Here is a 14,702-nt window from a genome sequence, read left to right on the forward strand (position 1 = left end):
ATCGAAAAATGAAACTGACATTTGCCCTGTTTTTTTTATTTTCACTTACACTGCATGCGCGCACAAATGGCCAACAGATTAGTATTACTGCAAGGAACTTATCCTTAGAAGAGGTACTAAAGGACATTGCGAAGCAGACCCACTATAAGTTCTTCTACTCGAGTTCACTTATCAATAAGTCGACTTTAGTCAACATGTCCATAAGGAATACTCCGATGGACGAAGTATTGGAACAATTACTGACTCCTCGCAAACTAACTTATCAAAAGATGTCCCGCACCATTACCCTAATGGAATCTCATGCCGAGGTAAAAGAAATACCGCAGGTAGAGGTTACGGGGACCGTGAGGGACTCCGCAGGAATATTGGCAGGTGTATCTGTAAGGAGTAAACAGGATAACAAAATTGGAACAACGACCGATGAAAATGGCCATTTCTCGCTCAGGGTCCCCCTCCATACAACCCTGATTTTTACATTTATCGGTTATGACAGCAAAGAGGTAGTAGCTAATGGGACCACCTTAAGCATTACACTCGAAACTATATCCAGTCGTATGGAAGAAGTCGTCGTGACGGCCCTGGGCATTAGCAAAGAGAAGCGTAAAGTAGCTTATGCTCTACAAGACGTAAAAGGCGAGAGTCTGAGCGTAGCGCGCGAATCCAATGTCGCTGCTAATCTAGTGGGTAAAGTAGCTGGACTACGCATTGACGCAAGATCAACGCTTTTCGAAAATCCGGCTATAACCCTACGAGGAGCCGCTACAACAATCGTTATCGATGGAGTACCTGCTCCTGATGGGTTTGACATGTGGAGCCTCAATGCCGATGACATTGAAAATATTACGGTACTTAAGGGTACGGCTTCCTCGGCACTCTACGGATCGGTCGCCCAAAACGGTGCCATCATGATTACTACTAAAAAAGGAAAAGGTGGTGCTGCAGGTGTAGAATTATCCTACAATTCGAGCACACAGTTTCAGGCAGGATTTTTAAGAATTCCAGAAACACAGCGTGAGTATGGAATGGGATTCAATGGCAAGTATGCATTTGTGGATGGAAAGGGGGGGGGGGTTAATGATGCATATGGATATGTATGGGGCCCTAAGCTCAACCAACCTGATGCATCTACAGCTAGTGGATTTGTCGAGATTCCACAATACAACAGTTCACTGGACCCTGCTACAAACAAGTTAAAACCGCTACCTTGGATATCTAGGGGCGAAGACAATCTAAAGAATTTCTTGAATAGTGGACTGATGACGACTCACAATCTAAGTGTAGCAGGAACTACTGACCGTACGGATTACCGTATTTCCCTTTCGCATATGTATCAAAAGGGACAGGTGCCCAATACAAAACTCAATGCAACCACCCTCAATCTAGCAGGAAAGCTCAAAATCAATAACAAATTAGAAGCTGAGGCTACGCTGTCCTACAATAGACAATATTCTCCCAACTATCCTACAAGTGGATACTCACCAGACAATTTCCTCTACAATATTGTCTTATGGATGGGGCCTGAAGTAGACATCATGGATATGCGGAATTATTGGAAACCGGGCCGCGACGGCTTGGAACAACTTACATACAACTACAGTTGGTACAACAATCCGTGGTTTCTAGCTTATGAGAAAGAACGGGGCTACACAAACGATGTAGTTGTATCGCAGGGTAATCTTAAATATACCTTTACCAACGACCTCAAATTATTAGTAAGAGGTGGTATTACCTCCAATTTTGCAAACAGTGAATCCCGTACACCCTATAGCTATATCAATTACGGAACAGATGCAGCACCATATGGTAACTATTCCATCAATCGCAATAATAGGATGCGGTTCGTAAGTGATGCACTTTTGACCTATAATAAGCAGGTGAGCTCGCCATTCAATCTGACCGCCAGTGTCGGTGCGAGCACTAGATTAGACCAATACAATCGGTTAGAGTCGAGAACAACAGGTGGATTATCCGTTCCAGGATGGTACAATCTGGATAATTCACGTGACCCATTGCGTTCAACCAATGAACGTATAGAGAAGCAAGTATACGGATTGTACGGATATGTAGATTTGGATTACCGCAATATGGCTACTTTGAGTATTACCGGTCGTAATGATTGGACATCAGCACTTCAATCTCCGCACAATTCCTATTTCTACCCATCAGCATCACTTAGTCTGATGGTCTCCGAGATGTTCCGCCTACCTGACGCAATATCTATGTTCAAATTGAGAGGCGCCGTTACCGATGCGACGACAGATGTCTCTGCGTATAGTAGCTTGCAGACATATACGATTGGGAGCAGATGGAATGGAACTCCATCACTATACTTACCGTATTCATTGATATCCCCAGGATTGAAACCAAATAAAACTATTTCTCAGGAGTATGGGGCCGAACTTCGCCTTTTAAACAATAGGATTGGGGCAGACTTTACCTTTTTCAACTACGACTTGACCAATAATGTGGTGGATATACCACTCTCGACTGCATCGGGTTACCGCGAAGTACGAGTCAATGGCGACCGTAATCGCAGGCGGGGTATCGAAGTAGTAGTAAGCGGTACCCCCATACAGACCACAGATTTTAAATGGGCCACAATCATTAACTATTCCAAACTACGCAATACCGTATTAGAATATCATGGCGGAGAAGAAATCCGTGGCGGGGTACGAGTTGGCGAACGTCGAGATGTATACAGGGGATGGGCTTGGCAAAAATCTCCTGATGGACAAATTGTCCACGAGAACGGCATACCGCAATATATCAATCAAGAAGTCAACCTCGGCCACATACTCCCAGATTGGGAATTTGGTTTCAGTAATAATTTCCAATATAAGGATTTCGGATTGTCGTTTGCCATCGATGGGCGCATTGGAGGAAAAATGTACAACGGATTGGAAGCCAAGATGTATGAGGGCGGCATGCATCCCAATACTGCTAATAGTTACCGCGACGACGCTTATGCAGGTAGCAAAACCTATCAAGCAGGTGGTGTACAACAGTCGGGAGGCTCCGTATCATATGATGCGCAGGGGAATATCACCAGTGATACACGCACATTCGAACCCAATACAACTGCAGTTAATTATGTAGACTGGGTATTTGCTCGCTACACCAATGGAATCGACGAATCTAATCTATATGACCGTACTTTCGTCAAATTACGGGAAGTCACACTCAGTTACAATATGCCAAAAAGCTTATTGACCAAGACTCCTTTTAAGAGCGCTAGTCTTTCTCTCGTAGGGCGAAATCTATTTTTATGGTCCAAAGTACCTTATATGGACCCTGATGGATATAATGGTGGAGCTAATAGTGACGAGTTGTATTTAGCAGAGCCCACTACCCGTAATATCGGTTTCAACATTAATCTTAAATTCTAAACTGCAATCAAGCTCATGAAGATCATATATTTCAGTATCATTATTTTGACCGCTAGCTTCCTGACCTCTAGCTGTCAGAAGTTTGGCTATTATCAAGACAATCCCAATAAACCAACTAATGCCACACCGGCACTGTTAATGTCTAGGATTTGTCAGACGATATTCAATAATAATCCCATAGACGCTGCCTACGCCACGCGCCATTTGACCTACTACGAACGTCCGAGTGAATCCATTAATTACAATTGGAACAGGAGTTCATTCGGTGGCTATGAAAATCTCATGCAGGTCCAAAAGCTGCAAGATCTTGCTAAGGATCATCCTAACTATCAAGGCGTAGCTAAACTTTTTAGGGCAATCTTTTTTTCAAGATTGACCGAGACATTTGGTGATATTCCTTACCGAGAGGCCCTACTTGCCGAAAAGGATATACGTAAACCGGCCTACGATACCCAAGAAGATATTTACGAAGGTTTACTCAAGGAGCTCGAAGAAGCAAACGATTTACTCCAACCGACCAATGGCACTATAGATGGCGACATTATATATGGTGGTAATATCTTACGCTGGAAGAAACTTGTCAACGCTTTCCGATTACGTCTGTTGATACACCTGTCCAAGAAAGAGGGACAGTCTAAGATTAGAATCAAAGAACAATTCAATAGCATAATCAGTAATCCTACCCACTATCCATTGATGGAGAGCAATAGTGACAATGGTCAAATCGTATTCAACACCACTGACCCATCCAACTACTACCCTACTGCTGGACACCTCAGCGTAGCTACACTCGTGTCTTTAGAGGAATCCTTCGTCAAACTTCTGAAGAATCGTCAGGACCCAAGGTTATTCTCATTTGGAGATCCTATCTCTGGAATGCCTGCAGGTCAATTTTCCAGCTATAAAGGTGTAGATGCAGGGCTCTCTCCAGCTGACCAGCAAAGCACTGCAGCAGGTTCATCCCTTATTGCTCGAAGATATGTTGACCTACGTAATCCGGTTAATGAGCCTATGATCTTTATGAGCTATGCCGAGCAGGAATTTATTATAGCTGAGGGCATCCATCGAGGTTGGGCAGCGGGCACTATTAATCAACACTACCGCAATGGAGTGGTAGCATCCATGGACTTTTATAAGATTGATGAACAACAGGCAGATACCTATCTCTCGATGCCGCTCGTCGCTCTAAGTAGTGGTGATGTGCTGATCAAAATCTTGACCCAAAAATATATCGCTTTCTTTATGAATTCCGGTTGGGAACCTTTCTATGAACAACGTCGTACAGGCATCCCTATCTTACGTGTAGGCCCTGGCACATTAAATGGAGGCAAGGTACCAAAGCGTTGGCAATATCCACTGACAGAGATCCAATACAATGAAGAACATGTACAGCAGGCAATCGAAAGACAATACCCTGAAGGAGACAACACAAATGCTAGCATGTGGTTAATCAAATAGTAATCATATAGCAGTTAGATATGGATAATAGAAGAGATTTTTTAAAAAAAGCCGCTATGTTGGCTGGAGGAATGTCATTCTCACACCTATTGCCTCCGGCCATCGCTAAAGCCATGGCAATCCAACCTGAGTTGGGCAGCACATTCTACGATGCCGAACATGTGGTTTTACTTATGCAAGAAAACCGATCATTCGATCATGCCTTTGGCACATTAAAAGGTGTTAGGGGGTTTAATGATCCACGCGCTGTCCGACAGCCCAATCAACGGAAAGTATGGTTACAATCCCAATCAAATGGAGAGACGTATACTTCCTTTCGATTAGATATAAAAGACTCCAAAGTTACTTGGATGGGGTGTCTACCACACAACTGGACCGATCAAACAGATGCTCGTAATCAGGGAAAGATGAATCGGTGGCTGGATGTTAAGCGATCAGGTTTTAAGGAATTTGCCGACATGCCCCTGACGATGGGGCACTATACACGTGAAGATATTCCCTTTTACTACTCGTTGGCGGATGCTTTTACCATCTGCGACCAACATTTTTGTTCCAGTTTGACCGGCACTAACCCCAACCGGCTCTATTTTTGGACAGGCAATATCCGAGAAAACCTGACCGGCAAGGCTTTAATATGGAACGGTGATTCTGAATTTAGTGGTAAGGCCACTTGGAAGACCTTTCCAGAGCGACTGTCTGATATAGGTGTAGACTGGAAAATTTATCAAAATGAAATTTCATCCAGTAGTGCAGGCTATAGTGGGCAGGCAAACAGCTGGTTGGCAAACTTTGGATGCAATGTCATGGAGTACTTTCCGCAATATCAGGTCAAGTACAGTAAAAGGTATCGAGCCCTCTTAACGGAGAAAAGAGAACAATTGGAAACAAAGCTACAAGAGCTTAGCCAAGCGGGAATTATTAAAGGAGAGGAACTTGGGAAATTGCAAAAGAAACTCCAAGAACTCATCACAGAACAGGATATCTATACACAGGAAAATTTTGAGAAGCTAAGCGAATATACAAAGGATATACACAGACGTGCTTTTGTAAACAACAGCATGGATCCTGACTATATGCAACTAGAGAAAATGGAGTACCAAGAGGGTGACGGTACTCGTGAACTTCATATTCCCAAGGGTGACATACTTTATCAATTTCGTAAAGACGTCCAGTCGGGCAAACTGCCTACGGTATCATGGCTAGCACCACCACAATTATTTTCAGATCATCCGGACTCTCCATGGTTTGGCGCTTGGTATGTGAGTGAGGTAATGGATATTTTGACCGAAAATCCTGAGGTATGGAAAAAGACCATCTTTATCTTAACTTATGACGAGAACGATGGGTACTTTGACCATATAGCTCCATTCGCCGCTCCCAACCCTTATCGAGAAGGGTCGGGTAAAACTTCTAAAGAAATCGACACACGCCTTGAGTATGTGCGCAAAGAGGACCAATACTACTCAGAAAGCGGACGAGATAGCAATATTGGACTAGGATATCGAGTTCCGATGATCATAGCATCACCTTGGTCCAGAGGGGGCTGGGTCAATTCACAGGTCTTCGATCATACGTCTCCGCTACAGTTTTTGGAAAAATTCATTAGTCATAAAAAAAATAAGGAGATAAAAGAGAGCAATATTACGGCTTGGAGAAGGACAGTATGCGGAGATCTAACATCTGCCTTCAGAACTTATCATGGAGAGGTAATTGCCAAACCTAAATTTATTGACAAGACCTCTTTCCTGAAAGAAATACATCAAGCCCAGTTTAGGAGTGTACCCAAGGGTTACAAGGCATTGAATTCTGAAGAAATGGATGAGATAGAGCATCAATCGAAGACATCTCCTCTATTTCCAAACCAAGAAAGCGGACTTCGCGATTCATGCGGGCTCCCATACGAACTTTACGTAAATGGTCATTGGGATCAGGACATCTCCAATTATACCATTTCATTTGAGGCAGCAAATAAAGTATTTGGGAATCGTGCCGCGGGTTCGGCATTCACGGTATACAACGAGAAAAGCTATCAAGGAGAAGTGGGGCGTAGTTGGAATTACGCCGTGATTCCTGGAGATAAGCTACAAGATAGCTGGTCTCTGCAAAATCAGGATCAGGAGGGATATAAGTTATCCGTCTATGGTCCAAATGGATTTTACCGTTCATTTATGGGTGATAAGCAAAATCCAAAGCTTAAAGTCTATTGCGACTATGAGCGGGAAAAGAACTGCACAGGATTCACAGGCAAATTACTGATACATTTGACAAACCTAGAACAACATATTCTTGAGGTGTCACTACAAGATCTAAGTTATGGGCAGCCATCTCGTACGATAAAATTGAAACGAGGCAGTAGTTCTACGGTAACTATTAATCTCACAAAGCACTATCATTGGTATGATATCCTCGTAAGCTGTATTGGATATGCAGGATTTTCTGAACATTTTGCTGGACGTGTAGAAGTGGGACAAGCTGAAAAAAGCGACCCGTTAATGGCCTAATCGTATCCTTGCAAAATGACCAGCCTAAATCTATTGGGCTGGTCATTCTTCACCCCACTCCCACCACTATTTTAGCCGTTCATAGATTTATCTTAGGGCCTTCAAAGAATTGCTATCGATCAACTAAGACCTTAACCGACTCTCCATTCCGATCAACAAATTTATTTGTTACTTTAAATAAAAGATACCATTTTCTAAAGGTGCCAATAAATACAAGTATCATTAAAAACATAGCGAGTATAGCTAAGGAGGCCAATAAAATCTGGCCTTTGGGAATATAGATATCCATCACTTGTAGATAACCCGCCCAAAAAGTGATGCCTGCCATAAAGACGCCAGGGATAGCTGTACATAATGCATATTTGCCTCTATTCATTCTAATCAACATGGTCGTGCATACAATGAGGCCACAAGCAGCTAACAATTGGTTACTAATGCCAAATAAAGGCCAAATACTACTAACACTGCCCGTAAAAACAAGATAACCCCAAGAGAAGGTAAACAGAGCACTGCAAAGCCAAATGCCGGGCTTCCAATCTTTATCCTTAAAGGCCGGGATTACACTACCCAACATTTCCTGTAGAAAAAAACGACCTACTCGAGTACCTGCATCGATGGCAGTGAGGATGAAAACAGCTTCAAACATAATCGCAAAATTATACCAATAGGCCATTACATCATCCATAAAAGGCACCTTATCAAAAATATGCGCCATACCTACCGCTAAAGACACTGCACCTCCGGTACGCCCGTGTAAGTCAACTCCTATCCGTTCGATAAAATGAGGCAAGTCGACAGTATGCCAATGTGGGTGTCGCGCCAAAAATTGCGCATAGTCTTGTGTAGGTGTATTGATTGCAAAATAATCGCCAGGCATCAAGGTACAAGCAGCTATCATAGCCATTAAAGCCACGAACCCCTCCACCAGCATAGCCCCATAACCAACAAAGAGAATCTCTCGCTCTGTACCCAACATTTTTGGTGTAGTACCTGTCGCAATAATAGCATGGAAACCCGATATAGCTCCACAAGCAATAACGATAAAAATAAATGGAAGAACAGGACCACCGATGACAGGACCACCACCATGGACAAAACTAGTGAATGCCGGCATCTGAATACTAGGAGCCACGAATACTATACCAACGGCCAACATTAAGATAGTACCAATCTTAAGATAAGTAGAGAGATAATCACGAGGTACTAAGAGCAACCAAATAGGCAATACTGAAGCAAAAAAACCGTACACGGCGATGGCAATGGAGATGGTCTTGACATCCCAATCAAATAAATTATGGATGACCGGGATTTCCATTAAGCGATGGCCTGCGATAATACCCACGATCAATAATATCCCGCCCAATATACTGGCTAACGTTACAGAGCCATCGCGATACCGCATCAATAGCCCCATGAATATAGCAATGGGCATGGTCAAGATAATGGTAAACAGAGACCAAGGCGCTTCGTGCATTGCACTGATACAAGCTAACGAAAGCCCTGCTAAGGTCAAAATGAGGATGAATAAGACCGCCACCCCAGCAATACCGCCAACGACCGGCCCTATCTCCTTAGACGCAATGGTAGCCAAACTCTGGCCCTTGTGACGCACGGACGCGAAGAGCACGACCATATCGTGTACTCCTCCCCCCAACACGCATCCGATTAAAATCCACAATGTGCCAGGGAGATAGCCAAACTGGGCCGCCAATACGGGACCCACAAGTGGGCCAGCAGCAGCAATCGCAGCAAAATGATGACCAAACAAGACTTTTCGATCGGTCTTGACATAATCATGTCCATCGGCAAATTCAATAGCAGGCGTAGTCACTGCATCATTGAGTCTTAATACCTTTTTAGCGATAAAAATACCATAAAAACGGTAGGCGATAGCAAAGATTAGAATCGATGCAAAAATTAACGTAAGGGCATTCATATTATCTAAGTCCATCATAAATCAAGTCCGAAATATTATTTTAAGTTATCATTTTTCTCCTAAAATCTGGCCAGAAGACAACAGATGTTTTTTCAATAGGTTATAATCTACATGTTGCACAATTCCGTCATCATCAAGCGCTAGGGCGGCTATCCATCCAGCACTTTGTCCTAAGACCATAAATACAGGTTCCATACGAATGGAGCCAAAGGCAATATGCGAACTAGACACACATACGGGTACCAATAAATTCGTACATTCGTCCTTTTTGGGCAATATGGAACCGAGAGAAATAGCATAGGGCTTGGGGACGTGCACTCCGATATCCCCTTCGTTTTGCACCGTCCCATCTTTGGTAATATACCGTTGGACATTGTGTGAATCTAAAGTGTAAGATCCCATACCGATGGGATCGGAGACCAACCGAGCTCCCAAGATATTCTGTTCAATGGTGACATACTGTCCAATCATGCGTCTAGCCTCGCGAATATACAATTGGTAAGGCCAATTGCCATTGTCCACAAACTCATCCTTTGCCAAACCCCATGTAGCCATTTTGTCACGAACAGTCTGCGGTACGGACGTATCATTGCTCATGAAGTAATACAGCCCCATTTGATAATCCTTATGCGCCTGCACTATAGCTTTTCGTTCTTTATAACTCGCTTCTGGATAATTATAGTTCATCCCAATGAAATCTGTACTAAAAGGTCCGTGATTATTAGCATCGGTCTTGTGATTGGGGACCAAATCAAATTTTTGGAACGTCTCATCCCATCCATGCTGATAGAGACGCTTGAGCAATTCATAATTTTCGGGCTTATAGCGAGCTGGTTTTTGGAAATCGACTTTGTTGTTGACATTGTTGCTCAAACACATGCGAAAACAATAGGCCTGTAATTTGTGATCAGCACTTCCATATGTTCCTGGAACTTGATTAGAGATGCCATAAAGCAATCCGCTTCTGGGATTGCCCTCAATCTTGTAGGGACTTATCGGAATCGCAAAGTGATGACGATGTTGAAAAACACCCGTCTGCACACCATTCCACTTTTCTCCGTACTGTTGATTCGACTCACGTCCCACTGCGTAACTTACTTTTGCCAATGCCATGAGATCCCCTTCATAGGTGGCATCGATAAAAATTAATGCTTTATAAACGGTACCGTCTAACGTCTTAATGGATTTAATTTGTCCATTTTGCATATTTATGCTCTTTGCACGCCTATCTAAATAAGCTTCGCGTATTACGGTAATCGCATTATCCTTCACCCATGATTCGAAAATATGCTCAGCGACATGGGGCTCAAAAATCCACATGGTCTGGTGTTCACTATCCATGGCAACGGTACCCTGTCCCTTGTTACCGAAAGATTCTCGGGTTTGCCATTTCCAACTCGATTGTTGAGAATAATAATCAAACACATCTTGATAAAATCTCTTGGCCATACCACCTATTACAGTCTTATTACCTGTATCTGTAAATCCCAGCCCCCCTGAACTCAAACCGCCCAAGTGCTTATCAGGTGAAAGAACAATAACAGACTTACCCGCTTGCTTTACCTGTAAGGCTGCAGTTAGAGCTGCTGGAGTTCCTCCGTAAATCAAGACATCTACAGTATTAGTATTAGACTGTGCAGCACCGTGTTTCAAAACGAGCAAAAAAACAAATAAAAACCATAGATATCGCATAATTATTAGTTTTGGTCAGAAATTGGTATCCAGATCAACGCATTTGCAGCCAATACACCTGGAGCGTTAGAACGAATCTCCACATATGGATTCTTCGCTCCGCTCTCAAACGTATACTCCCCCACTTTTACCCATGTACTGGTGGTCTGGCCCTCAATATTGACATCCTTAAAGTTAACATTTTTCTCAACAATTTCTCTACCTGTGAATACTGTAAATATACCAGAGGCGACACTTTCAGCTGTCTTAGGGAAATAGCTATACAACTTATATTTACCAGCGACAAAATCTCTTCCCGGCGAAAAGCGGGCAGTAGCGGATGGATCATCTTTCACCTCCTGATAGCTCATACCATATCCCTTCTTGGGAGATTTAATCCAATCCCCTCGTAATGCTATCTGATTGGAGTTATCAACTTGAATAATGTAATCAGCTTGACGACCGTCGGCTTTCGGGTTATTCTGTAATACTTGACGGATTCGCTCAACATCGACATCCTGTACAGATAGGTTCTGGTCGATGGCCTGGCATGCAGCAACAGCTGCTGATTGCGCCAATACCATGAATACGGGCTCCATCCTGATAGAACCGAATGCAATGTGACTTGCAGACAGGCAGACGGGCACCAAAAGATTGTTAACCTCTTCCTTTTTAGGTACAATCGCTTTATAGGAGATCGGGAAAGGTGAAAAGCCTCCGACCTCGACATTGCCCTCATTTTTGACCATTCCATTCACAACTACTCGGTCACAATTGTGCGAATCCATAGTATAGGCCGCAAAGCCGATACCGTCGTTTACCGTCTCATGTCCCTGACAGTGCTGCTGCGTCATGACAACGTCACCAATCATTCTACGTGCCTCACGAATATATAATTGAGGAGACCAATGCTCATAATCTACATATTCGTCCTTAGGATAGCCCCATTTTTTGAATTCGTTCTGAATAGTTGTGGGTACCGAAGGGTCATTGGCTACAAAATACAACAACCCTTTGGTATACTCTTCGTGAGCTTTGATAATCTCTTTTCTTTTGAAATAATCTGCTTCAGGATAATCCCAGTTCATACCAATCATATCCGTTGAAAATCCATTTCTATTGTTGATATCGGTCTTACCATTGGGCATTAAACTCCAGATAAATACATCTTGAATGCTTTTCCAGGGTTGAATTTCTTTTTGTCTTTTTAGGAGCTCGTACCTAGACGGGTCATAATTATCCGGTTGTGTAATAGTTATCCTATTTTGGGGAACGTTCGTCAAGGTAATTCTATAATTGTAGGCTTGGACTTTATTGTCACCTGTGCCATTATCTTTTACAGGTTGGTCGTTGACTCCCCAAACGAGACCGCTTGCGGGATTTCCTTTGACTTTATATGGATCTACCCCATCCGGAAACTGATGTCCATCTAACAACTGTACTCCATTTATAGTCTCACCATATGTATCATTTGCCTCTCGTCCGACATGATACGAGACTCCTGCCTGGGCCAACAAGTCACCCTCATAAGTACAATCCATAAACATCTTGGCACTAACAACAATATGCTTGTCACCATTACTTTCGCTAGGTGTCACAGAAATTGATTTAATCAATCGATTGTCAGTCTTCACGTCCACCAATCGATGTCCTAGCATTTGCTCGGTAGTTGAATTGGATAGATAATTTTTGAAAATGGTTTCGGCCACTTTTGGTTCAAATATCCATTGCTCAAAACCGTTGTAGTGTCTACCTATTTTTCGGTAAAAATCCAACGCTACCCCGGTAACGACATACTTGTTACCGATATCTGTTTGGCCTAAACCACCTGAGCTGAGCCCTCCCACTCTTGTTCCAGGGTCTATAAGCAGTACTGATTTTCCAGCATGCGAAGCTGTATAAGCGGCGACAACGCCAGCAGAAGTAGCTCCATAAATACACAAGTCCACTTGTTTCACCGTCTGCCCATGGGCCATCTGTAGGATAGTACCCCATGCAGTTATAATCATTAAAAACTTGTTCATCATCATTTTATATTTTTAGAGATTTAATATCCAGGATTTTGCTCCAGATTTTTATTGGTTACGATTTCGATATTAGGAATAGGCCACAAATAATTTTTGCTTGAGTCGAATTTACGGATCTCTATGACACGCATATCTTTCTGATTAGCGACTTGCTGATAACTCACTAACCCATCTTGGTCGATAGTGGGTGCATTGGCAAGCAATCCCTTGGGAATCCGTCCGTACAAAGTCGAATTCATTGCCCTATCTGCCAATTTCCAACGTCTCAGATCTACCATCCTAAAACCTTCGTTGGCCAATTCATAAAGCCTTTCCTTACGCACAATCTCACGAAGCTGCACTTGTGACTGACCGCCCACAATCGCAGGCATATCAACAGTAGGACGTTGTCTAATCGCATTGATTGCATCATAGACACTTTGATCGATGGAGTTGGATTCAATCTTTGCTTCGGCATAAATCAATAAGACTTCGGCATAGCGGCTTTGGATAATGTTCAACTCAGAGGTTGTCGTAAATTCCCTGTCCTTCATGTCGACATATTTCTTCCAACAATAACCTGAAAAAGACGCATAAGCATTAATCGCCTCATCATTTTTGATACGAATCGGAGTCGAAGTGTTGTAATTGTAATTCCAGCAGAGCAGACTATCCTTATGTGTTTCAAACTGAAATCCGAAGAATATAGATCCGGGAATCGCAATGGTATAGCCCAACCTCGGGTCACGATTGGCAAAGGGCTTCTTGGGATCATAATCTGGTGATTTATCAATTGCCAAGCCATCTGTACAAGCATAGACATCAACAATTGATTGTGATGGTATCTTATTAGAGGTACCTTGTGCATTTCGCGACAAGAATGCCCTTGTAGCAGAATGCGTCTTCGTCTTTTGCAACCGCAAGTATTGAAAAGCATAAATCACCTCGCTAGAGCTCTCACCATCGTAGGTAAACAGTTCCCCAAAATCAGGATGTAAACCATAAATCTTGAGATCCATCACTGCTTTCGCCGATGTAGCAGCCTGCTCCCAAAGTTCGTTATTAAGAGCCGTCCTAGCTCTTATAGCCAGAGCGGCTCCCTTTGTGGCTCTACCAATATCATTTTTGCCGTAGCTCAAAGGTAAGTTGGTTGCTGCATCCTCTAGCTCTTTTAAGATAAAAGAAGCAATTTCTGCTTTTGGAGTTTTGGGAATATTGGCATCGGTTAGACTTACACGACTTGTGACCAACGGAACTCCTCCAAAGTAATCGATTAAATACTGATAGACGTATGCACGAACGAATTGAGTTTCGGCTTTGTATCGTTTTTGCAAAGCCGCATCCATCTTACCGTCCAGCTTGCCGATATTGTCTAAAATGAAGTTACATTTACCAATCACTTTGTACGAATTGGTCCAGATATTTCGCACATATCCATTGTTGCTATCGAAATCTCCGCGTCCTATAGCTTGTAAATCGGAGGTATTGCGATCCCAACCAATATCAGTAGCATCATCAAGTGTCAAGTTAATGGGCATATCATCTGTTGGATGAAAGACCAAAGCACTATACAAGCCATTGACAACCAATGTCAATTCCTCTTCATTAGCAAAATAACTTTCATCCGAAGGACCATCTAATGGTGAGCGATCCAAGTATTTATCACATGCTCCCATTAAAAACAATATTCCGACGAATACTATACTGAAAGCGTATTTATATATATATTTCATGAGTTCACAAA

7 protein-coding genes are annotated in these 14,702 nt (G+C 42.9%); 3 read left to right on the plus strand and 4 right to left on the minus strand.

From position 1 onward, the window contains the following. The first annotated feature begins 8 nt into the window (after positions 1–8). From OQ289_RS16310 to OQ289_RS16320, 3 genes are read left to right on the plus strand one after another with little or no spacing between them, the layout of a single operon-like run. Complete coding sequence (locus OQ289_RS16310) at positions 9–3,386, plus strand: SusC/RagA family TonB-linked outer membrane protein (RefSeq protein WP_270087911.1); 3,378 nt, start codon at positions 9–11, stop codon at positions 3,384–3,386. A gap of 15 nt (positions 3,387–3,401) precedes the next feature. After that, positions 3,402–4,844, plus strand: a complete 1,443-nt coding sequence (locus tag OQ289_RS16315; RefSeq protein ID WP_270087912.1) for a SusD/RagB family nutrient-binding outer membrane lipoprotein — start codon at positions 3,402–3,404, stop codon at positions 4,842–4,844. 20 nt (positions 4,845–4,864) lie between these two features. Then, complete coding sequence (locus OQ289_RS16320) at positions 4,865–7,345, plus strand: phosphocholine-specific phospholipase C (RefSeq protein WP_270087913.1); 2,481 nt, start codon at positions 4,865–4,867, stop codon at positions 7,343–7,345. A gap of 112 nt (positions 7,346–7,457) precedes the next feature. Here the strand turns inward: OQ289_RS16320 and OQ289_RS16325 are convergent, their stop codons facing one another. Genes OQ289_RS16325 through OQ289_RS16340 form a run of 4 tightly spaced genes read right to left on the minus strand, consistent with a single transcriptional unit; the run spans position 7,458 to position 14,691 of the window. Continuing rightward, the gene (locus tag OQ289_RS16325; protein ID WP_270087914.1) at positions 7,458–9,299 is read right to left on the minus strand and encodes a carbon starvation CstA family protein; all 1,842 of its coding nucleotides are present in this window, start codon (positions 9,297–9,299) and stop codon (positions 7,458–7,460) included. Positions 9,300–9,329: 30 nt separating this feature from the next. Then, positions 9,330–10,973 carry an FAD-dependent oxidoreductase gene (locus OQ289_RS16330; RefSeq protein WP_270087915.1) on the minus strand — a complete coding sequence of 548 codons (1,644 nt, stop codon included), beginning with the start codon at positions 10,971–10,973 and terminating at the stop codon, positions 9,330–9,332. A 5-nt stretch (positions 10,974–10,978) separates the two neighbouring features. After that, on the minus strand, positions 10,979–12,982 hold the full coding sequence (locus OQ289_RS16335) for an FAD-dependent oxidoreductase (protein ID WP_270087916.1): 2,004 nt from the start codon (positions 12,980–12,982) through the stop codon (positions 10,979–10,981). 17 nt (positions 12,983–12,999) lie between these two features. After that, entirely contained in the window at positions 13,000–14,691 is a 1,692-nt protein-coding gene (locus OQ289_RS16340; protein ID WP_270087917.1) for a RagB/SusD family nutrient uptake outer membrane protein, read from the minus strand. Positions 14,692–14,702: the final 11 nt, after the last annotated feature.

Source organism: Sphingobacterium sp. SYP-B4668, assembly GCF_027627455.1.
Classification (GTDB): domain Bacteria; phylum Bacteroidota; class Bacteroidia; order Sphingobacteriales; family Sphingobacteriaceae; genus Sphingobacterium.